This is a genomic window from Streptomyces sp. NPDC101490 (genome assembly GCF_044767145.1).
Classification (GTDB): Bacteria; Actinomycetota; Actinomycetes; order Streptomycetales; family Streptomycetaceae; genus Streptomyces.
Map to the genome: position 1 here is coordinate 175,094 of NZ_JBIWNI010000007.1, position 21,306 is coordinate 196,399.

The 21,306-nt window shown below is 73.9% G+C and carries 17 protein-coding genes; 10 read left to right on the forward strand and 7 right to left on the reverse strand.

Annotated elements, in window-relative coordinates; translation table 11 throughout:
* Positions 1 to 19 precede the first annotated feature (19 nt).
* The 3 genes from ACIRQY_RS17065 to ACIRQY_RS17075 all read left to right on the forward strand — a co-directional run bounded on the left by ACIRQY_RS17065 (position 20) and on the right by ACIRQY_RS17075 (position 5,057).
* Positions 20 to 403, forward strand: coding sequence for a MarR family transcriptional regulator (locus tag ACIRQY_RS17065; protein WP_351784006.1), 384 nt, complete (start codon positions 20 to 22; stop codon positions 401 to 403).
* Positions 404 to 473: 70 nt separating this feature from the next.
* Positions 474 to 3,398 carry an FAD-binding and (Fe-S)-binding domain-containing protein gene (locus tag ACIRQY_RS17070; protein WP_403926230.1) on the forward strand — a complete coding sequence of 975 codons (2,925 nt, stop codon included), beginning with the start codon at positions 474 to 476 and terminating at the stop codon, positions 3,396 to 3,398.
* 231 nt (positions 3,399 to 3,629) lie between these two features.
* Positions 3,630 to 5,057 carry a Gfo/Idh/MocA family protein gene (locus tag ACIRQY_RS17075; RefSeq protein ID WP_403926233.1) on the forward strand — a complete coding sequence of 476 codons (1,428 nt, stop codon included), beginning with the start codon at positions 3,630 to 3,632 and terminating at the stop codon, positions 5,055 to 5,057.
* 53 nt (positions 5,058 to 5,110) lie between these two features.
* On the opposite strand, the gene ACIRQY_RS17080 is transcribed toward ACIRQY_RS17075, so the two are convergent.
* Positions 5,111 to 6,727 carry a peptide-N4-asparagine amidase gene (locus ACIRQY_RS17080; RefSeq protein WP_403926235.1) on the reverse strand — a complete coding sequence of 539 codons (1,617 nt, stop codon included), beginning with the start codon at positions 6,725 to 6,727 and terminating at the stop codon, positions 5,111 to 5,113.
* Between the two features lie 193 nt (positions 6,728 to 6,920).
* On the opposite strand from ACIRQY_RS17080, the gene ACIRQY_RS17085 reads away from it, so the two are divergent.
* Together ACIRQY_RS17085 and ACIRQY_RS17090 are read left to right on the forward strand one after the other, a co-directional pair.
* The gene (locus ACIRQY_RS17085) at positions 6,921 to 8,726 is read left to right on the forward strand and encodes an ABC transporter transmembrane domain-containing protein (RefSeq protein WP_403926238.1); all 1,806 of its coding nucleotides are present in this window, start codon (positions 6,921 to 6,923) and stop codon (positions 8,724 to 8,726) included.
* Positions 8,723 to 10,504, forward strand: a complete 1,782-nt coding sequence (locus ACIRQY_RS17090; protein WP_403926241.1) for an ABC transporter ATP-binding protein — start codon at positions 8,723 to 8,725, stop codon at positions 10,502 to 10,504. Before ACIRQY_RS17085 ends, ACIRQY_RS17090 begins: the two co-directional genes overlap by 4 nt.
* 70 nt (positions 10,505 to 10,574) lie before the next feature.
* Here ACIRQY_RS17090 and ACIRQY_RS17095 read toward each other — a convergent pair whose 3' ends face one another.
* Positions 10,575 to 11,483: an NAD(P)-dependent oxidoreductase gene (locus ACIRQY_RS17095; RefSeq protein WP_403926244.1), complete on the reverse strand. Its 909-nt coding sequence runs from the start codon at positions 11,481 to 11,483 to the stop codon at positions 10,575 to 10,577.
* Positions 11,484 to 11,641: 158 nt separating this feature from the next.
* Between ACIRQY_RS17095 and ACIRQY_RS17100 the strand changes: the two genes are divergently transcribed.
* Positions 11,642 to 12,142, forward strand: a complete 501-nt coding sequence (locus ACIRQY_RS17100; protein WP_403926247.1) for a DUF4232 domain-containing protein — start codon at positions 11,642 to 11,644, stop codon at positions 12,140 to 12,142.
* Positions 12,143 to 12,317: 175 nt separating this feature from the next.
* On the opposite strand, the gene ACIRQY_RS17105 is transcribed toward ACIRQY_RS17100, so the two are convergent.
* The gene (locus ACIRQY_RS17105; RefSeq protein ID WP_351783750.1) at positions 12,318 to 13,109 is read right to left on the reverse strand and encodes a metal-dependent hydrolase; all 792 of its coding nucleotides are present in this window, start codon (positions 13,107 to 13,109) and stop codon (positions 12,318 to 12,320) included.
* 70 nt (positions 13,110 to 13,179) lie between these two features.
* On the opposite strand from ACIRQY_RS17105, the gene ACIRQY_RS17110 reads away from it, so the two are divergent.
* Together ACIRQY_RS17110 and ACIRQY_RS17115 are read left to right on the forward strand one after the other, a co-directional pair.
* Positions 13,180 to 15,753: a DUF3516 domain-containing protein gene (locus ACIRQY_RS17110; protein ID WP_351783748.1), complete on the forward strand. Its 2,574-nt coding sequence runs from the start codon at positions 13,180 to 13,182 to the stop codon at positions 15,751 to 15,753.
* A 59-nt stretch (positions 15,754 to 15,812) separates the two neighbouring features.
* Complete coding sequence (locus tag ACIRQY_RS17115; protein ID WP_351783746.1) at positions 15,813 to 16,676, forward strand: acyl-CoA thioesterase II; 864 nt, start codon at positions 15,813 to 15,815, stop codon at positions 16,674 to 16,676.
* Positions 16,677 to 16,775: 99 nt separating this feature from the next.
* Here ACIRQY_RS17115 and ACIRQY_RS17120 read toward each other — a convergent pair whose 3' ends face one another.
* Both ACIRQY_RS17120 and ACIRQY_RS17125 read right to left on the reverse strand, forming a co-directional pair.
* Entirely contained in the window at positions 16,776 to 17,846 is a 1,071-nt protein-coding gene (locus tag ACIRQY_RS17120) for an RNA ligase (ATP) (protein WP_403926251.1), read from the reverse strand.
* Between the two features lie 92 nt (positions 17,847 to 17,938).
* On the reverse strand, positions 17,939 to 18,229 hold the full coding sequence (locus ACIRQY_RS17125) for a DUF6011 domain-containing protein (protein WP_403926253.1): 291 nt from the start codon (positions 18,227 to 18,229) through the stop codon (positions 17,939 to 17,941).
* 36 nt (positions 18,230 to 18,265) lie between these two features.
* On the opposite strand from ACIRQY_RS17125, the gene ACIRQY_RS17130 reads away from it, so the two are divergent.
* The gene (locus tag ACIRQY_RS17130) at positions 18,266 to 18,751 is read left to right on the forward strand and encodes a glutathione peroxidase (RefSeq protein ID WP_351783739.1); all 486 of its coding nucleotides are present in this window, start codon (positions 18,266 to 18,268) and stop codon (positions 18,749 to 18,751) included.
* 195 nt (positions 18,752 to 18,946) lie between these two features.
* A complete protein-coding gene (locus tag ACIRQY_RS17135) occupies positions 18,947 to 19,738 on the forward strand; it encodes a putative protein N(5)-glutamine methyltransferase (protein ID WP_403926256.1) in 792 nt (263 codons plus the stop codon).
* A gap of 153 nt (positions 19,739 to 19,891) precedes the next feature.
* Here the strand turns inward: ACIRQY_RS17135 and ACIRQY_RS17140 are convergent, their stop codons facing one another.
* Entirely contained in the window at positions 19,892 to 20,701 is an 810-nt protein-coding gene (locus ACIRQY_RS17140) for a hypothetical protein (protein WP_403926258.1), read from the reverse strand.
* Between the two features lie 49 nt (positions 20,702 to 20,750).
* Positions 20,751 to 21,293 (reverse strand): nuclear transport factor 2 family protein, encoded by a 543-nt coding sequence (locus ACIRQY_RS17145; RefSeq protein WP_351783733.1) that lies wholly within the window; start codon positions 21,291 to 21,293, stop codon positions 20,751 to 20,753.
* Positions 21,294 to 21,306 lie beyond the last annotated feature (13 nt).

Sequence of the window (21,306 nt, forward strand, 5' to 3'; positions counted from 1 at the left end):
CCTCCGGCTCACCCGGCGCCTGCACCGCATCCAGAAGCGCCACCTCGAACCGGTCGGCATCACCCCCGCCCAGTCCCGGCTGCTCCGGACCGTCGCGCACTTCGGGGAGCCGCCCCGGATGGCCGACCTCGCGGCCCGGCTCGAAGTCGTCCCGCGCGCGGTGACCAGCCTCGTCGACGGCCTGGAGGCGGGCGGCCGGGTGCGCCGGGTGCCCGACCCGGCCAACCGCCGGGTGATACGGATCGAACTGACCGACGAGGGGCGCGCCACTCTGTGGGAGCTGCGCAACGCGCGCCGGGCCGCCGCAGAGGACATCCTTGCTCCATTGACCGTCGACCAGCGCGAGGTGCTCGGAGGTCTGCTGTCCGCCCTGGTCGATCCGGGCCCGGAGGGCGACTGCTGACCCCCGGCGGGGTCCTGCCCCGGCGGCAGGGGCCCCCGGGGCCGGGGACGCGCCGAAGGGGAGCCGTGACATGCCGCTGCTCGAACCGGACCCGGGGGCCCTGCGCCCCGGCACGGAGCGGAGCCCCGCCCCGGACCGCGTGCCCGAACTCAACGCCCGGGGCACCCCGAGGCGGCTGCGCGAGGAACTGACCGGGCTGCTCGGCCCCGGGAAGGTCCTGTCGAAGATCTCCGACCTGGTCCGCTACGCCTCGGACGCCAGCCCCTACCGCTTCGTCCCGCAGGTCGTCGTGGTCGCCGAGGACATCGACGACATCTCCACGGTCCTGTCCTACGCCCACGGCAACGGCCGCGAGGTCGTCTTCCGGGCCGCTGGGACCAGTCTCAACGGACAGGCGCAGGGCGAGGACATCCTCGTCGACGTGCGCCGCCACTGGGTGGGCGTCGAGGTCCTGGACGGCGGCGCGCGGGCCCGCGTCCGCCCCGGCACCACCGTCGTCCGGGCCAACGCGGCCCTCGCCCCGTACGGCCGGGTCCTCGGCCCCGACCCGGCCAGCGCCATCGCCTGCACCATCGGCGGGGTCGTCGCCAACAACGCCTCCGGCATGACCGCCGGGACCACCCGGAACTCGTACCGGACCGTCTCCTCGCTCACCGTCGTGCTGCCCAGCGGCACCGTGGTGGACACCGGCGCCCCGGACGCCGACGAGGAACTGGCCCGCGCCGAGCCCAGGCTCTGCGCGGAACTGCTCGCCCTGAAGGGCGAGATCGAGGCGGACACCGCGCTGACCGCCCGCATCCGGGCCAAGTACGCCATCAAGAACACCAACGGCTACCGGCTCGACGCCTTCCTCGACGCCGACACCCCGGCGGGCATCCTGCGCGGCCTGATGGTCGGCTCCGAGGGCACCTTCGGCTTCATCTCCGAGGTCGTCCTCGATACCCTGCCGCTGGACCGCGAGGTGACCACGGCGCTGCTCTTCTTCCCCTCGCTGCCCGCCGCGGCCGCCGCCGTGCCGCTGTTCAACGAGGCCGGGGCGTCGGCCGTGGAGCTGATGGACGGCAACACCCTGCGGGCCTCGGTGAGCGTGCCGGGCGTCCCGGCGGACTGGGCCGGGCTGCCCCGGGACACCGCCGCGCTCCTGATCGAGTTCCGGGCGCCGGACGCGGCGGCGCGGGAGGCGTACGAGCGGCGGGCCGAGGAGGTGCTCGCCGGGCTCGACCTGGTGGCCCCGGTGGCGTCCGTGGACAACGCGTTCACCCGCGACCCGGGCAGGATCTCCGGCTACTGGAAGGCCCGCAAGGCCTTCGTGACGGCGGTCGGCGGCTCCCGCCCCTCCGGTACGACCCTGATCACCGAGGACTTCGCGGTGCCCCCGGCCCGGCTCGCCGAGGCCTGCGCGACCCTGCTCGACCTGCAGTCCCGGCACGGCTTCGACGCGGCCGTCGCCGGGCACGCGGCCCACGGCAACCTGCACTTCCTCCTCGCCTTCGACGCGGCCGACCCCGCCGACGTCGGGCGGTACGCGGCCTTCATGGACGAGTTCTGCCGGGTGACCGTGGAACGCTTCGACGGCTCCCTCAAGGCGGAGCACGCCACCGGCCGGAACATCGCGCCCTTCCTGGAGCTGGAATGGGGCCCGAAGGCGACCGAGCTGATGTGGCGGACCAAGGCGGCCCTCGACCCCGACGGGGTGCTCGCCCCGAGGATCGTCCTCGACCGCGACCCCCACGCCCATCTGCGCGGCCTCAAGACCATCCCCGCCGTGGAGCCGGTCGCCGACCCCTGCATCGAATGCGGCTTCTGCGAACCGACCTGCCCCAGCCACGACCTGACGACCACTCCGCGCCAGCGGATCGTGCTGCGCCGGGAGATGATGCGGCAGGCCGACGGCTCCCCCGTCGAGACCCGGCTCCTGGAGGCGTACGGCTACGACGCCGTCGACACCTGCGCGGGCGACTCCACCTGCAAGCTGGCCTGCCCGGTCGGCATCGACACCGGGGCGCTGATGAAGGAGTTCCGGCACGAGCGGCACTCGCCCCGCGAGGAGCGGATCGCCGCCCTCACCGCCGGGAACTTCCGGGCGGTGGAGACCGCCGCGCGGCTCGCGGTCGCCGCCGCCGACCGGATCGGCGACCGGGTCCTGGAACGGGTGATGGGGCTGGCCCGCCGGGCGGTCCGCCCCGACCTCGTACCGGAGTGGCTGCCGGAGATCCCGGGGGCGGCGCCCCGGCGGCTGCCGCGCACCCACCGCCCGGCGGCCGTCGCCGTCTACTACCCGGCCTGTGTGAACCGCATCTTCGGCAACCCCGAGGGCTCGCGCGGCCCCTCGCTGCCGGAGGCCGTCGTCACGGTGTCGGCGCGGGCCGGGCGGCCGGTGTGGATCCCGGACGACGTCACCGGCACGTGCTGCGCGACGATCTGGCACTCCAAGGGGTACGCGCGGGGCAACGAACTGATGGCGAACCGGATCGTCGAGGCGGCCTGGGGCTGGACGGCGGGCGGGAAGCTGCCGCTGGTGGTGGACGCCTCCTCGTGCACGCTCGGCATCGCGCACGAGGTGGTGCCCTACCTGACGGACGACAACCGGGAGCTGCACGCCGAACTGACCGTGCTGGACTCGCTGGTGTGGGCCGCGGACGAACTGCTCCCCCGGCTCGACGTGCGCCGGAGGGTCGGCTCCGCCGTGGTCCATCCCACCTGCTCGATGCGGCACCTGGGCGACGCGGACCGGCTGACGGAGCTGGCCGGGGCCTGCGCGGAGGAGGTCGTCGTGCCCCTCGACGCGGGCTGCTGCGCCTTCGCCGGCGACCGGGGGATGCTGCACCCGGAGCTGACGGACTCGGCCACGGCCCGCGAGGCGGCGGAGGTCACGGCCCGCCCCTTCGACGCGCACCTTTCGGCCAACCGGATGTGCGAGATCGGCATGGACCGGGCGACGGGCCGCCGCTACGGGTCGGTGCTGCTCGCCCTGGAGTACGCCACGCGCCCCTGACTGCACGTCAAAATGCCTGTACAGAGGGCTCCCCACCCCTTGCGGTGAGGAGCCCTTCGTATGTTCGGGTGACGGTGGGTGTTCGCTGCCGCTCGGCGCGTGATCCGGGACAGTAGGGTCCAGCTACCCGTCGTGAGTGTCCCGTCGGCGCCCTTGCGGACCGTCGGCTTCCGGGGCCAGGGTCCTGTGCGGGATTCATGAGACAGCCGTGCACACCGTCCGGGAGGTTCCATGAGCGAGCAGACACCCCACGTCCCCAGCCGCCGCAACGTCCTCAGAGGCACCGCCGCCGCCGGAGCGGGCCTCGGCATCGGCGCCCTCGGCGCCCCGGCCGCCCACGCCACCACCGCCGGCCCCGTCCCCGCCGCGCCGCCGGACGACACCGCCGGGACCGCCGCCGTCCCCGAGCGGCGCGGCGCCACCATGGCCGGAGTGCCCTTCGAACGCCGGTCCGCCGTCCGGATCGGCATCGTCGGCTACGGCAACCGGGGCAGCAGCATGATCGGCCACTTCCTGTCGCTGCCCTGGGTCCAGGTGACCGCGGTCTGCGACCCGGTCCGCGACAAGGCCGAACAGGCCGTCAAGGCGGTCACCGCCTCGGGCCGCCCCGCGCCCGCCGTGTACGCCAACGGCGAGAAGGACTACGAGCGGCTCTGCGCCCGCTCCGACATCGACCTCGTGTACGTCGCCACCCCCTGGGACAGCCACTTCGCCATCGCGCGCGCCGCGATGCTGAACGGCAAGCACGTCGGCGTGGAGTGTCCGGTCGCGATGCGGCTCGACGAGCTGTGGGAGCTGGTGGACCTCTCCGAGCAGACCCGCCGCCACTGCATGCAGCTGGAGAACTGCTGCTACGGCCGGAACGAGATGCGGGTCCTGCGGATGGCGCACGCCGGGAAGTTCGGCAAGCTGCTGCACGGGGCGGGGGCGTACAACCACGACCTGCGCGGTCTGATGTTCTCCCCGACGTACTACGAGGGCCCCTGGCGCCGCCTCTGGCACACCCGGCTGCGCGGCGACCTCTACCCCAACCACGGTTTCGCCCCGGTCGCCAACTACATGGACGTCAACCGGGGCGACCGGGTGGTGAGCATCAGCAGCTTCGGCACCCCGGCGCTCGGTCTGGCGGAGTACCGGGCGGCGAACATGCCGTCCGGCGACCCGAGCTGGAAGGAGTCGTACGTCGGGAGCGACCGGACGATCAGCATGGTGCGGACGGCGCTCGGCCGGGTGATCCGCCTCGAACACGACGTCTCGACCCCGCACCCGTACAGCAGGATCAACAGCCTGGGCGGCACCCGGGGCGTCTTCGAGGACTATCCGGCGCGGATCTATCTGGAGCCGGACCACAAGGACGACGAGTGGGCCGACTTCTCGGCGTACGCGGCCGAGTACGACCACTGGCTGTGGAAGGACCACGCCAACCCGCCGGGCGGCCACGGCGGCATGGACTACATCATGGTCTACCGCCTGATGCAGTGCGTACGGCTGGGCCTGGTGCCCGACTTCGACGTGTACGACGCGGCCACCTGGACGGCCCCGGTGCCGCTCAGCGACGCGTCCGTCAGGGCCAAGGGCGCCCCCCAGGACATCCCCGACTTCACCCGGGGCGAGTGGCGCAAGGCCCGCTCGGGGGTGGACTCGGTGAAACCTACCTGACGCGGCGCGCTCCGGTGCCCCGGCCCCCCGACGGGGCCGGGGCACCCGTGCGTTCAGCAGCGGCGGCGGTCCTCGGTGAGGGTGCCCTGGACGCTCGTCAGGCTCCGGTCCCAGCAGCCCCCGGAGCCGTACAGCCGGTAGCGCTCACGGGTGGTGCCGACGGCGTGCCGCTGGTCGCGCGGGACACCCGTGGTGTACGTGGCGTCCCCGCTCCACGTGTCGTCCAGCCGGGACCAGGAGACACGGCGTCCGTCGCGCAGGACGCGGACGTCGGCGCGGTCCCCGAGGGTGAGGACGGTCCGCAGCCGGTCCCCCGCGCCGATCGTCGTCTCCCCGTCCATGGTGTACGTCCGGTCGGCGCGGGTGACGGTCCGGCCGGTGGTCACCGTCTCCCGGTCGGTCCACCGCCCGGTGAACGCGTCCGGGTTCTCGCCCGCGCCCCAGCGGTGGACGGAGGTGTGGGCCACGCTCCGGTCGACGGTGGTCACCACCCTGCCGTGCGAGGTGTTCAGGTGCCCGGCGACGGTGAGCCGGTGCTCCGCCCCGGTGTCGACCCGGTCGGAGGCGCCCCCGTCCGCCGGGGTGTGGACGGAGGAGCCGCGCGGGACGGTCTCCTCGTGCCGGTCGAGGCCGCCGGTGACGACCCGGCTGCCCTCGTCCTGCCAGAGCAGCACGTTGGCGGGGACGGACCAGCCCGTCGTACCGGCCGGGACCCCGGCGACGGTGACCTCCACCCGGTGCGGGCGCCCGTCGTTGAGGAGGGCGGCGAACGGCGTCAGGTCGTAGACCAGCGGCTGGACGTCGAAGGCGCGCGGACCGGGGGTGACGTACCAGAGGAAGGGGTTCGACCAGCCGCCGGTCCAGACCGTGGGGAACGGGGCGGCGATGCCCGCGAGCCGCCCGTCGACCGAGACGCGGACCTCCCGGTGGGGTCCGTCCGCCGCCCGGCAGGAGTAGGGGGCCGGTTCGGGGACGGTGAGGTACCAGTACTCCTCGCAGCCGCCGCCGGACCCGGTGGCGTACACCTCGGCGAGGACCCGTTCGCTGTTGCGGGGCGTGGTGAGGGTGCCGCCGGTGAGCGGGAGCACCCGGTCGGGGGTGTCCTCGGCGGGCCTCACCCGGCCCTGCGCGGTGTGGAAGACGAGGGTGACGCGGACGTCGAGGACGCCGGTGTAGGTCTCGTTCACGACATTGCCGATGAGCATCTCCACGGGTCCCGGGCGGACGAGGACGTCCCGGTAGCGGGTGACGTCCTTCTCCACGGACCAGGTGATGCCCTCGGGCGAGGGCTGCGGGGTGGAGGTGCGGAGGATCTCCACCCCGCCGACGGAGAGATGGCCGAGGCGGTCGTACTGGCGGCCCGCGACGGCGCCTTCGAGGCGCAGGACGACCTTGTTCCAGCGGGTGCCGCACTTCTTCGGCGGGGTGTAGTTCCCCTGGTAGGGGGTGAAGTCACGGAACCGGGCGGCGGCGAGGACGACCTCGCAGGTGCGGGTGCCCGGAGTGGTGACGGGCGGGGCCGCGGTGACCGGATCGTGCCAGTCGGAGGTGAACTCGGCCGGTGGCGCGGGGCGGTCGGGGCTCTCGGCGGCGGCCGGGGGGACGGTCAGGACGGCTCCGGCGACCAGCACCAGACCGCTGAGCATTCTCATGATCTTGAGTGATCCCATGGGGCGGAAGTGAAGCGCGGTCACCACCGGCCGGTCCAGAGGACGATGAGCGGACATGGCGCGATCTGTGCCACCGTGGGAAAAATCGATTGCCGCCGGGCCGTGGAGAGGCGAACCTTGCACGGTTTCCCCCCGCCGTCGCACACCCCCGGCGCGCGTTCCCCCGAGACGGACCCGGAGACCCCGCGACGCCATGCAGATTCGAGACCTTCCCCATGCCGACCCAGGGGTCCCGGACGTCCGCTCGGGCACCCGGTTCCTCGTCTGGCTGGGCCGCCGACAACTCGCCGGTCAGGTGAGGGCCACCCTGTGGGGGCTGCTCCACCACCTGGGCATCGCCGGACTCCCCTTCGCCATCGGCATCGCCGTGGAGTCCGTGGTGCGCCGCGACGGCGGACGCCTCGCGCTGACCGGCGGACTGCTCCTCGTCCTCGGCGCGGCCATCGCCGTCGGCGACGTGATGCTGCACCGCACCGCCGTCACCAACTGGATCACCGCCTCCGCCCGGGTGCAGCAGCTCCTCTCCCGCAAGACCGCCGCACTCGGCTCCCTCCTGACCCGCCGGGTCGCCGCCGGTGAGGTCGTCGCCGTCTCCACCGGCGACGTCGAGAAGATCGGCTGGTTCGTCGAGGCCCTCTCCCGGTTCGCCGCGGGCGCCGTCACCCTGGTGATCGTCTGCGTCGGACTCCTCTTCTACCAGCCCGCGCTGGGCGTCGTGGTGGCCGTCGGCGTCCCCGTCCTGGCCCTCTCCGCGTTCCCGCTGCTCCCCCGCGCGACCCGCCGGGCCGACGTCCAGCGCGAGAAGGCCGGCCGGGCCACCGAGCTGGCCTCCGACACCGTCGCCGGACTCCGGGTGCTGCGGGGCATCGGCGGTGAGGACCTCTTCCTCAGCCGCTACCGGGCCGCCTCCCAGGAGGTCCGCGAGGCCGCCGTGCACAGTGCCCGCATGTGGGCGCTGATCTCCGCGTCCCAGGTCGTGCTGCCCGGACTCCTGCTCATCGGCGTCGTCGCGTACGGCACCCGGCTGGCGCTCGACGGGCGGATCGGCGTCGGCGAACTGGTCACCGTCTACAGCGCCGTGGCCCTCACCTACCACCCGCTGCGCAACTTCGAGGAGATCGCGATGGCCTTCTCCTTCTCCCGGCCGTCCGCGAAGCGGGCCGCCCGGGTCCTCGCCCTCACCCGTACCGACACGGTCACCGCCGGGGGCGAGGACCGCGAGGCCACCGGCGACCTGTACGACCCGGCGACCGGCCTGCGGGCCCCGGCCGGTCTGTTCACCGCCGTCGTCTGCGGCGACCCCGACCTCGCCGGGCGGCTCGCCGACCGGCTCGGCGGGCACCCCGCCGAACCGGAGGACGGCCACACCTCGGTCCTCCTCGGCGGGGTCCCGCTGGACGAACTGCCGCTGGAGACCGTCCGCACCGCCGTCCTCGTCCAGGACAAGGAACCGGTCCTGCTCTCCGGCACCCTGGGCGAACTCCTCGACGTGCCGTCCTCCGGCACGGTGTCCGCCGAGCGGGCGCTGGCCGCGGCCCGGTGCGAGGACGTCCTCGACTCCCTCGCCCAGGCCGCCGCGGACAACGGCGGCGACCCGATGCGCACCCATGTCACCGAGCGGGGCCGGTCGCTCTCCGGCGGCCAGCGCCAGCGGCTCGCGCTCGCCCGCTCCCTGGTCGCCGACCCCGAGGTGCTCGTCCTCGACGAACCCACCTCGGCGGTCGACGCCCACACCGAGGCCCGGGTCGCCGCGGGCATCGGCGAGCTGCGCCGGGCCAGGACCACCGTGGTCCTCGCCTCCTCACCGCTGCTCCTGGACCGCGCCGACCGGGTCGTCCTGGTCCACGAGGGACAGGCCGTCGCCGTGGGCAGCCACCGCGACCTGCTCGCCCGGGAGCCCCGCTACCGGGCCGTCGTCACCCGCGACCCCGTCGAGGAGCCCGGTCCGACGGCCGGACCCCTCGACGGGATCGAAGCACTGGAAGGGGAATCGGCATGATCGGCCTGGCACCTCCGGAGTACGACCCGGCCGCCCCGACGACCGCGACGACACTGCCCGTCGCCGTCCCCGCGACCGTCCGCGGCTACGTCCGCGAACTGCTGCGCCGCCACCGCCGGGCGTTCGCGCTGCTCATCGGGGTGAACACGGTCGCCGTGACCGCCTCGATGGTCGGCCCGTACCTGCTGGGCTCGGTGGTCGACGCGCTGGCCTCGGGAGCCCGCGAGATCCATCTGGAGCGCACGGTCGCGCTGTTCGCGGGCGCCCTGCTCGTCCAGACCCTCTTCGTACGGCTGGTCCGGCTGCGCGGCGCGATGCTCGGTGAGGAGATGCTCGCCGACCTGCGCGAGGACTTCCTGGTCCGGGCCGTCGGCCTGCCGCCGGGCGTCCTCGAACGGGCCGGGACGGGAGATCTGCTCTCCCGGATCACCACCGATGTGGACCGGCTCTCCAACGCGATGCGGGAGGCCGTGCCCCAACTGGCCATCGGCGTCGTCTGGGCGGGTCTCCTGCTCGGCGGTCTCGCCGTGACGGCGCCGCCGCTGGCGCTCGCCTCGCTGCTCGCCGTGCCCCTGCTGGTCGCGGGCTGCCGCTGGTACTTCAAGCGGGCGGGCGCCGCGTACCGCTCGGAGTCCGCCGGATACGCGGCGGTGGCCGGGGCGCTGGCGGAGACCGTCGACGCGGGCCGCACGATCGAGGCGCACCGCCTCGGCGCCCGCCGGATCGCCCTGTCGGACCGGCGGATCACCGAGTGGGTCGCGTGGGAGCGGTACACGCTCTTCCTGCGGTCGGTGCTCTTCCCCGTGGTCAACCTCACCCATACGACGGTGCTGTGCGCGGTGCTCCTGCTCGGCGGGGTGTTCGTGCTCCAGGGCTGGATCGACGTGGGCCAGCTGACGACCGGCGCCCTGCTCTCGCAGATGCTGGTGGACCCGATCGGGATCGTGCTCCGCTGGTACGACGAACTCCAGGTCGCGCAGGTGTCGCTGGCCCGGCTCGTGGGCGTCCGGGACATCGAGCCGGAGGCGGGCGACGAGCGGGTGCGGCCGGAGGGCCGCGCGGTCCGCGCGGACGAGGTCGGGTTCGGTTACCGCGAGGGCGTCGACGTGCTCCACCAGGTGTCCCTGAAGGTGGCGCCCGGCACCCGGCTGGCCCTGGTCGGCCCGTCGGGCGCGGGCAAGTCCACCCTCGGGCGGCTGCTCGCCGGGATCTACGCGCCCCGGACGGGTTCGGTGACGCTCGGCGCGGCCGAGCTGGCCCGGATGCCCGCCGAGCGGGTCCGTGAGCACGTGGCCCTGGTCAACCAGGAGCACCACGTCTTCGTGGGCAGTCTCCGCGACAACCTGCTGCTGGCCAGGACGGACGCGACGGACACCGAGCTGTGGGCGGCGCTCGCGGCGGTGGACGCCGAGGGGTGGGCGCGGGCCCTGGACGGTGGACTGGACACCGAGGTCGGTTCGGGCGGCCGGACGACGACCCCGGCGCAGGCGCAGCAGATCGCGCTGGCCCGGCTGGTCCTGGCGGACCCTCACACGCTGGTCCTCGACGAGGCGACCTCGCTGCTCGACCCCCGGGCGGCCCGGCACCTGGAGCGTTCACTGGCCCGGGTCCTGGACGGGCGGACGGTCGTGGCCATCGCGCACCGGCTGCACACCGCGCACGACGCCGATCTGATCGCGGTGGTCGAGAACGGCCGGATCACCGAGCTGGGCAGTCACCCGGAGCTGGTCGCGGCGGACGGCGCCTACGCGGCCCTGTGGCGGTCCTGGCACGGCTGACCCGGCCGGGGCGGGGTGTCCGACGGCGTCCGGTGGGCGGCCCCGGGCCCGAGCCCGGGGCCGCCCGGGATCAGGGCCGGTCCGGGTCTTCGAAGCTGGCGTAGTAGGCGGCGGCCATGTCCTCGGCGCCGTGTCCCGCCGCCGAGGCGCGCTCCATGCGGTCCGCGCCCGCGGCGGCGACGTCGAGGCGGACCCCGTGCCGCCGCCCGGCCTCGACGATGAGACGGGCTTCCTTGGCGGCGGTGTCCACGGCGAACTGGGGCGGGGACAGCCGGTCCTCCAGGACCAGCGCGGCCTTGGCCCGCAGATAGGGCATGTCGAGTCCGCCGCCCTCGACCGCGTCGAAGAAGCTCCGCGGGTCGACCCCGAGGGCCCGGGACAGGGCCAGGACCTCACCGGTCGCGTTGGTGACGGCGAGGACCCAGCTGTTGGCGACGAGCTTGAGCCGGGTGGCGCTGCCCGCCGCCCCGTCCTCGCCGGTCCACACCGTGCGGGCGCCGATCGCGTCCAGGACGGGGGCGACGGCCCGGCGGTGCTCGTCCGGCCCCGCCGCCAGGACCGTCAGCCGCCCGGCCTCGGCGGGCTCCCGGGTGCCGAGGACGGGGGCGTCGAAGAAGACGAGACCGTGCGCGCGGGCGATGTCGGCCAGTCCGCCGATCGCGTCGACGCCCACGGTGGTCGACTGGACCCAGAGCGTGCCGGGGCGCAGGGCCCCGGCGGCCCTCGCCATCACGTCGAGGACGGCGGGCCCGTCGTACAGCATGGTCAGGACGGCGTCCGCGTCCCGGACGGCCTCCGCCGGGGTGCCGACGACCTCCACCCCGTCGGCGGCGAGCGGTTCCGCCCTGTCGCGGGTGCGGTTCCAGGCACGGACGGCGTGTCCGGCCCGGACCAGGCTCCGGGCCATCGCGGCGCCCATGATCCCCGTACCGAGGACGGCGACGGCGGGTCCTGCGGTGCGGGTGTTCCGTTCGGTCATGGCGGTGGGTCCTCTCGGGGGTACGGGCACGGGAGTCCCGATCCGTTCCCGTGACGGTTCTGGGACATTCCCCGGCGACGGGCGGGGGAACTCCTTGTACTGACCACGGTTCCGGCCCGGAGCGTCCGCCGGACCGCCGAGCAAGGCAAGGAACGCCCATGCGCAACCACCGCAAGACCGCCGCCGTCGCCCTCGCCGCCCTGCTGCTGGCCGCCGCCCCCTCGGCCGCCCTGGCCGCCCCGGCGGACTCCGGCACCGCTCCGTCCGCCTGCCGTCCGGCCAACCACCTGGCGAAGGTCACCCCGGGGCCCGCGAGCGCCGGGCACCACCACTACCGCGTCACCCTGACGGCCCCGCGCGGTTACGCCTCCTGTGTCCTGGCGGGTTCGCCGGCGGACGTGCGGTTCTCCGGGCACGGCGACCGGACCCGGATCACCCCGGGCGAGTACGGCGACCAGCGCACCGCGGTGACCTTCGGTCCCGGCCGTCCGGTGCACTTCGACATCCAGGTCCCCTCCGACGCCCGCCAGGTCGCGGCGGACGAGGTGTCCTTCACGCTCCGGACCCCGGGCGGACGGATCCCCGGCACGTCGTTCGCCGAGGGCTCGCTGCGCGTCGCCGCCGGAACCCTCGTCGGCCCCGTCCGGCAGGGCTCCTGACCCCATGCGGAGGCGGGCGGGGCGGCCTCCGCGGCCCCGCCCGTCCCACGCTCCGTGCCCGGGTCGGACGGGCTGCGGAATCCGTCGGCGGGGGGCCGCCCTGACGCCCCGGGGCGCGTCGGGAAGACCGGGAGGGGGGAAGGGCCGAAAGGGGGCCGGGAGGCGACTGAAAGGGCTAGAAGAAGCCGAGGGCCGAGGCGCCGCCGACGCCGCCGAGGAGCATGAAGGCGGGCATCAGGACCTTCAGCTCGACCCAGCTCCCGGCCCGGAAGCGCATCCCCTTCGGCGGGCCTATCGGGTACCAGCGCTTCCTGCCGACCGGGATCGGCCAGAGGACCGGGCAGCCGGAGACGGTCAGCGAGTCGCCGATGTCGTGGACGAGGGCGCCGAGCACGATCGGCAGGCCCAGCCACAGGTACTCCTGGCCGGGGCCGGTGAAGAACCAGTCGGAGCCGTTGCCGGGCTTGTCGAGGACGCCCGCGAGTATCCAGGCGCTGGTCGCGCCGAGCAGCCAGACCAGGACGTCGCTGGACATCCGGGCGGCCCGCCACAGCAGGCCCTCCACGGCGAGCACCAGATGGACGAAGAGGATGGCCAGGACCGCCCAGCGCCCGCCGGTGACGGCCGCGAAGGAGGCGCCGCCGCCGATCAGGACCGCCCAGAGCCAGGTGTGGGTGAGGGTGCGGTGGCCGCCGGACCTGCGCGGATCGGCGGAGGAGCGGGTCGCCTTGTAGACGGCGTACGACAGCTTGTCGACGATCTCGCACAGGCCCCGGGAGACGGGCCCGAAGGCGCGCGAGATGGTCGCCGACTTGTGGTCGAGGTCCGGGGCGAGGGCGGCACCCGCGCAGATGAGCGCGCCGACGACGAGAACGGGCCAGGGCATCGGCCGGTCGTAGGCCGCCGCGAGCGCCCCGACCCCCAGCCAGGCCGCCGCTCCGGACAGTGAATGCGCCGGTCCCATCATGGTTGGCCCGCCCCGTCTCTCCCGTGCCGGTGTTCGGTTGACGACCGGTCGACGGAAGATCCTATCGTTCGTGATCTTCGTTTCGGTGGCCGGTTCCCTCATCCGGGCGGAATCCAGGCAAGATGGGGGCGTGACCCTTATCGATCAGCTTCCGCCGACAGCCGACCCCGACGCCCTCTTCGAGGCCTTCTCCTCCTGGGCCGAGGAGCAGGGCATCACGCTCTACCCGGCTCAGGAAGAAGCGCTGATCGAGGTCGTCTCCGGGGCCAACGTGATCCTGTCGACCCCCACCGGATCGGGGAAGTCGCTGGTCGCGGCCGGGGCGCACTTCACGGCTCTGGCGAACGACCAGGTCACCTTCTACACCGCGCCGATCAAGGCCCTGGTGTCGGAGAAGTTCTTCGACCTGTGCAAGCTCTTCGGCACCGAGAACGTCGGGATGCTGACCGGTGACGCCTCCGTGAACGCGGACGCGCCGGTGATCTGCTGCACGGCGGAGGTACTGGCCTCGATCGCGCTGCGGGACGGCAAGTACGCCGACATCGGCCAGGTCGTCATGGACGAGTTCCACTTCTACGCCGAGCAGGACCGCGGCTGGGCGTGGCAGATCCCGCTCCTGGAACTCCCCCAGGCCCAGTTCGTGCTGATGTCGGCGACCCTCGGCGACATGGCGATGTTCGAGAAGGACCTGACCCGGCGCACCGGGCGGCCGACCTCGGTGGTCCGCTCGGCGACCCGCCCGGTGCCGCTGTCGTACGAGTACCGGCTCACCCCGATCACGGACACCCTGACGGAGCTCCTGGAGACCAGGCAGGCGCCCGTCTACATCGTGCACTTCACGCAGGCGCAGGCCGTCGAGCGGGCGCAGTCGCTGATGAGCATCAACATGTGCACGCGCGAGGAGAAGGACAAGATCGCCGAGCTGATCGGCAACTTCCGTTTCACCACCAAGTTCGGCCAGAACCTTTCGCGTTATGTGCGTCACGGCATCGGCGTGCACCACGCTGGGATGCTGCCCAAGTACCGGCGGCTGGTCGAGAAGCTGGCGCAGGCGGGTCTCCTGAAGGTGATCTGCGGGACGGACACCCTGGGCGTCGGGGTGAACGTGCCGATCCGCACGGTGCTCTTCACGGCCCTCACCAAGTACGACGGCAACCGGGTGCGGACGCTGCGCGCCCGGGAGTTCCACCAGATCGCCGGGCGCGCGGGGCGGGCCGGTTTCGACACGGCGGGGTTCGTCGTGGCACAGGCGCCCGAGCACGTCATCGAGAACGAGAAGGCCCTGGCGAAGGCGGGCGACGACCCGAAGAAGCGCCGCAAGGTGGTCCGGAAGAAGGCGCCGGAGGGTTTCGTCGCCTGGAGCGACACCACCTTCGAGCGGCTGATCGCGGCCGAGCCCGAGCCGCTGACCTCACGTTTCAAGGTCACCAACATCATGCTGCTGTCGGTGATCGCACGGCCGGGGAACGCGTTCGAGGCGATGCGCAAGCTCCTGGAGGACAACCACGAGCCGCGCAAGGCGCAGCTGCGGCACATCCGCCGGGCCATCGCGATCTACCGCTCGCTGCTCGACGGCGGTGTGGTGGAGCAGCTGGCCGAGCCGGACGCGGAGGGCCGCACGATCCGGCTCACGGTCGACCTCCAGCAGGACTTCGCGCTCAACCAGCCGCTGTCCACGTTCGCGCTCGCCGCCTTCGACCTGCTGGACCCGGAGTCCCCCTCGTACGCCCTGGACATGGTGTCCGTGGTGGAGTCGACGCTGGACGACCCGCGCCAGATCCTCGCCGCCATGCAGAACAAGGCGCGCGGTGAGGCCGTGGGGCGGATGAAGGCGGACGGCGTCGAGTACGAGGAGCGGATGGAGCGGCTCCAGGAGATCTCGTACCCGAAGCCGCTGGAGGAGCTGCTCTGGCACGCGTACGACGTCTACCGGACGTCGCACCCGTGGGTCGGCGACCATCCCGTGTCGCCGAAGTCGGTCGTCCGCGACATGTACGAACGGGCGCTGACGTTCACCGAGTTCACCTCCTGGTACGAGCTGGCGCGGACCGAGGGCATCGTGCTGCGGTACCTCGCGGGCGCGTTCAAGGCGCTGGACCACACCATCCCGGACGATCTGAAGACCGAGGACCTGGAGGACCTGATCGCCTGGCTGGGCGAGATGGTGCGTCAGGTGGACTCCTCGCTGCTCGACGAGTGGGAGCAGCTGGCCAACCCGGAGGTGCAGACGGCCGAGGAGGCGCAGGAGAAGGCAGACCAGGTCAAGCCGGTCACCGCCAACGCGCGTGCCTTCCGGGTCCTGGTGCGCAACGCGATGTTCCGCCGGGTGGAGCTGGCCGCCCTCGACAACCTGTCGGCGCTCGGCGAGCTGGACGCGGAGTCGGGCTGGGACGCCGACGCGTGGGGCGAGGCGATGGACGCGTACTGGGACGAGTACGACGACCTCGGCACCGGCCCGGACGCGCGCGGGCCGAAGCTGCTGAACATCGAGGAGGACGTGGCGCACGGTCTGTGGCGCGTCCGGCAGACGTTCGCCGATCCGAACGGCGACCACGACTGGGGCATCAGCGCCGAGGTGGACCTCGCCGCTTCCGACGAGGAGGGCCGCGCGGTCCTGCGCGTGACGTCCGTCGGCCAGCTGTAGGCCCGGGAGCACCACCGCCGAGACCGTGCGGAGACGAACGAGACCGTGAGGAGACGAAGGTGACCAATCCCGCCGAGAGGCTCGTCGACCTGCTCGACCTGGAGCGCATCGAGGTCGACATCTTCCGTGGCCGCAGCCCCCAGGAGTCCCTCCAGCGGGTCTTCGGCGGGCAGGTCGCCGGGCAGGCGCTGGTGGCGGCGGGCCGGACCGTGGCGGAGGGACGGCCGGTGCACTCGCTGCACGCGTACTTCCTGCGGCCGGGCCGTCCGGGTGTGCCGATCGTGTACCAGGTGGAGCGGGTCAGGGACGGGCGTTCGTTCACGACCCGCCGGGTCACGGCCGTGCAGGAGGGCCGGACGATCTTCAATCTGACGGCCTCCTTCCACGCGCCGGAGGAGGCGGGCTTCGAGCACCAGCTGCCGCCCCGGCACGTGCCGGACCCGGAGACGCTCCCGACGGTCGCGGACGAGATCCGCGACCACCTCGGGGCGCTCCCGGAGGCCCTGGAGCGGATGGCCCGGCGGCAGCCCTTCGACATCCGGTACGTGGACCGGCTGCGCTGGACGCGGGAGGAGGCCGAGGGCGCGGACCCGCGTTCGGCGGTGTGGATGCGGGCCGTGGGGCCGCTGGGCGACGACCCGCTGGTGCACACCTGCGCGCTGACGTACGCCTCGGACATGACGCTCCTGGACGCGGTCCGCATCCCGGTCGAGCCCTTGTGGGGTCCGCGCGGTTTCGACATGGCGTCGCTGGACCACGCGATGTGGTTCCACCGGCCGTTCCGGGCCGACGAGTGGTTCCTGTACGACCAGGAGTCGCCGATCGCCACGGGCGGCCGGGGGCTCGCCCGTGGCCGGATCTACGACCGCGCGGGACACCTTCTGGTCTCCGTGGTCCAGGAGGGCCTGTTCCGCAAGCTGTGACTTCGGTACGGGGTCCGGCGCGAGCGGAGGCCCCGGGCGGGGCCACCGCTCGCGGGAGGTCCGGGGCGGTGCCCCGCCCTGCGCAGGCCCCGGGCGGGGTCACTCGTACTCGGTGCCGCCCTTGCGGGTGAGGTAGGCCGGGCTGACCGCCTTGGCGACCGCCCGGCCGCCGACGACCGGGCTGTGGCGCTCGGTGGCGGCGCGGACGACGACGCCCTCCCGCAGGTGCGTCCCGCGCCCCGAGACCGTCTCACGGCCGCTCGCGTGGGCGAGGACCGTGTCCAGGTCGTACGGCCCCTCGTACAGGCGCGGGACCAGCGGCACCTCGCCCGGTTCCAGGACCTCCGCCGGGTCCAGCCAGCGGACCTCTCCGCCGATCTCGGCCGCCACGTCGAAGAGGGCGTAACCGATGGTGTCCGTCCGGGCGTCGGCACCGTAGGCGAGGTCCTGCACCCCGGAGCCGTACACCTCGCCGAAGAACCCGACGCGGCGGGCGCCGAGCCGGGCCGCGAGGCGCCGCGCGACGGCGGGCAGGCCGTGGGCGCGGACGGCCCGCCAGTACAGGTTGCGCGGGTCCTCCCGGAGGGCCAGGCCCCTGGCCCCGAAGCCCTTGGAGGACACCTGGACGCGCCCGTCCTCCGCGTGGAGGGTCAGCAGGCACGCGGTGCCGTGCAGCTTCTCCGTCAGGACCACGGGCTCGCCGGGCTCGAAGACGTCGGGGTGCCGCTGGAGGTTCTCGATGTCCACCCAGGGCAGCAGGTCGGGCGCGCTCTCCACCTCACCGCTCATCGTCGGCGGCACCGGCGGCGACCACTTGACGATGCCGAGGCGCCCGGCGAAGTCCGTTCCCCCGGCCACCGCCCCGGCCAGGTCGACGTCCGCGAGGGCGGCGGGCCTGCAGACGAGCCCCTGGGACAGTTCGCCGCGCAGCCGTACCGCCTTGACCCGGTTCGCCCCGCTCCCGGCGAGCCGTCCGGTCAGCCCGAGTTCCTCGATCAGCGCGGCGGGCAGCACCGCCTGCTCGGGTATGTAGACGGCGATGTCACCGGACACGTACGCCCCCTTGGCGACGACGGCCCGGTAGAGGCCGACCTGGGCCAGTTCCAGGGCGTCGGCGTCGGGGTGGGGGTGGACGGTCAGCACTTCGGCGGTGACGCGCAGCGTCGACATCTCAGGACTCCGGTGGTTCGTCGGCCGGTCTCGTTCCGGCCCACCCTGCCGGGCCGGAATCGACTGGGCGATCGAATTGCCGGGTGGTAGCGTCACCGGCCCTCGCCGGGGTCGCCCTCCGGTTCGGTGCCGGGCAGCGGGTCCTGGGCCACCTCGTGGCGGCGGGTGCGGATGCCGGGGGCCGGGGGATGGAGTTTGGCGTCGCAGGTCGGGCCGAGGCCGGTGCGGCGGGAGCCCGCGCCGGTCAGCGGGCGGCCGCACAGCCTGCAGAGCACCCGGCGCGGGGAGCGCCCGGTGCCGTCCGTCGAGTCGGCGGAGCCGACGGTGCCGCCCGTACCGGAGTCGGCCGGGTCGAGCGTGATTGCCAGTGGTTCGTCACCCATGCTGAGATCAAACCCCATTCCTACGAGGAGCAGTCCATGAGCCTGTACGACATTCCGCTGAAGACCCTCACCGGCGAACCGGTCTCGCTCGCCGACCACCTCGGCCGCGCGGTGCTGGTCGTGAACGTCGCCTCCCGGTGCGGTCTGACCCCGCAGTACGCCGGTCTCGAACGGCTGCAGAAGGAGTACGGCGAGCGCGGGCTCACCGTGCTCGGGGTGCCCTGCAACCAGTTCGGCGGCCAGGAACCCGGCACCGCCGAGGAGATCGGCGCCTTCTGTTCGGCGACGTACGGGGTGTCCTTCCCGCTCCTGGAGAAGACCGACGTCAACGGCGCGGACCGCCACCCGCTCTACGCGGAGCTGACCCGGACCGCCGACGCCGACGGCGAGGCCGGTGACGTCCAGTGGAACTTCGAGAAGTTCCTCGTCGGTCGGGACGGCCGGGTCACCCGCTTCCGCCCGCGCACCGAGCCCGACGCCCCCGAGCTGGTGGCGGCCGTCGAGGCGGCGCTCGCGGACTGAGTCCGCCGCCCCGCGGGCGGCCCGGGATGATCGTTCCCGGGCCGCGCGGGGTAGGATGGGCGGGTTCGGCACGGACGACCGAGGAGGTGGGACCCATCAGCACCACGCAGGCGGGAAGCTCCCCCACGGCGGCCGTTCCACCGGCCCGGTCGTAGCGGCCGCGGGAGCCTCCCTTTCGGCTCCCCGGAAGGTCTCATGTCGCTCGACCCCTCGCTCTCCCTCCGTCCCACCACCGTCTCCCGGCTCCGCGCGGCGGGCTGTGTGTTCGCCGAGGACGAGGCGGACGTCCTGCTCTCCACGGCGCGGGACGCCGACGAACTCGACGCCCTCGTCACCCGCCGCACCGCCGGAATCCCGCTCGAACACGTCGTCGGCTGGGCCGACTTCGCCGGACTGCGCGTCGGCGTGGACCCCGGTGTCTTCGTGCCCCGGCGACGGACCGAGTTCCTCGTCGAACGGGCCGTGGCGCTCGCCGCGCCCGGCGCCCTCTGCGTCGACCTGTGCTGCGGCTCCGGCGCTGCGGGCGCGGTCCTGCTCTCCGCCGTGCCCGGCGCGCGGGTGCACGCCTCCGACATCGACCCCGCAGCGGTGCGCTGCGCCCGCCGGAACATCGAGCCGCGCGGCGGACGGGTCCACGAGGGCGACCTCTTCGCCCCGCTCCCCGCCGCGTTGCGGGGCCGGGTCGACATCCTCGTCGCCAACGTCCCGTACGTACCGACCGGAGAGGTCGGCCTGCTGCCGCCGGAGGCCCGGGAGTACGAACCGCTGGTCGCGCTGGACGGCGGCCCCGACGGGCTGGACGTGCTGCGCCGGGTCGCCGCCGAGGCGCCCCGGTGGCTGGCGCCCGGCGGACGGCTGCTGGTCGAGACCGGCGAACGGCAGGCCGCCCGCGCGACGGAGGCGGTGGCCGCGCACGGCCTGGAGCCCCGGATCATCGGCTGCGAGGAGCGGTACGCGACCGTGCTCGTGGCGACCCGGAAGGACTGACGGGGCCCGGAGCGCCCGGACGACCCGGGAAGGGCGGTCGGGGCGACCTGGACCGACGGGCGGCAGGCGGGAGCGGCGGGCGGGAGTGGCGGGCGGCGGGCTCCTCGGAACGACCGGGACCGGCGGGCCGGAGGGGCGGCTCGGGCCGTCGGTTCAGCGGCCGAAGGTGTCGATGCCCCCGACCAGCCAGCGTCCGTCGGCGCGCACCATGTCCACGGCGAACATGGCGCCCGCGTACACCCCCTGGTCCCGGGCCTTCGACTCCTTCGCGCCGCCCTTGGCACCCCGCGTCCCCGCCGTGCCGACACTGCTCTGGTCGGCGTAGACCAGGACCCGGGCGCGGTCGCCGTCGATCCGCTCGACCGCGCTGTCGGTGACCACGGTGGTGATCACCGACTTCTGCTCGGCCGCCTTCACCAGCACCGCGTCGAACAGCGCCCGGTGCTGCTCGACGGCCTTCCCGGTGAGGAGGGTCTTGCGGGCCCGCTCGAAGGGGGCCGGGCCGGCGTGGTCGTAGGAGAAGAGCGCGGCGACCGCCGCCGCGGTCTGCCCCTTGATCTCGCTGGTGCGCGCCAGGTCGGAGAGGGCCGTGTTGGCGCGCGCCGGGTCGTCGCGCAGGGCGCCCGCCCTGCTGTGCGCCAGGCCCGCGAAGCCGCCGAGGAGCAGGGTCAGGACGCACAGGACGACGAGCGGCACGAGGGAGCGGGGCGGTGTCCCGGCGGCCCGGTCTCCGCGCTCCCCCGCGCCGTCCCCGGCCCCGGGCCTCCCGGCCGTCCGCTCCGGCTCCCCGGCCCGTACGGGCGTCGCCGCCGGGCGTGGCCGGGTGCGCGGGGCGGGCTCGGTGAGCAGGCCCGTGGACGTACGGGACCCGGCCCCCTCCGGAGCGGCGGGCGCGGGGGCCGACTGCTCGGCGAGGGCCTGGCGGCGGCGCTGGCGGTTGAGGTGGTGACGGGGCGTCGGCATCGTGCGGTGTCCTTTCGGGTGCGGGTGGCTCCTGGGGGTACGGCCCCGGTCAGCCGGTCGACGTACCGCCCACGGGGGCCTGCCCCAGGCCGCTGAGCTTCCACTGGCCGTCGGCGCGGGTGAGCTCGCCCAGCATGCGGCTGTCCTTGTCGGTGCTCTTGGAGTCGGGGGTGGTGACCGTGACCCGCAGGGCGACGAGCACCCGGGCGCGCCCGGCCCGGTCGTCCAGCTCGGTGACCGCGCCGGAGAGCACCCGGGCGGTGGTCACCGTCTTCGCGGTCTTCACCTGGTCGGTGAACTCCGCTCGCCCTTCGACGAGTTGCTTGTGCAGTTCGCCGGTCGTGGAGGACTCCCAGAGGTCGATCCCCCGGTCGACCTGGCGGTGGTCGAGCGTGTTGAGGTTCTGCACGGCCTGCTCGCCCGCCGCGAGGGCGCGGTCGCGCTGCTCGGAGTACGCGGCGGACCCGTCGTGGGCGGCGGCGTACCAGTCCCGGCCCGCCCAGGCCGCGAAGGCGCCCGCGACGAGGGTGAGCACGAGGGCCACGGCCAGGGCGGGGCGGATGCCCGCCGGGGTGCGGACCGCGCGTGTCATGGGGTGCTCCCGT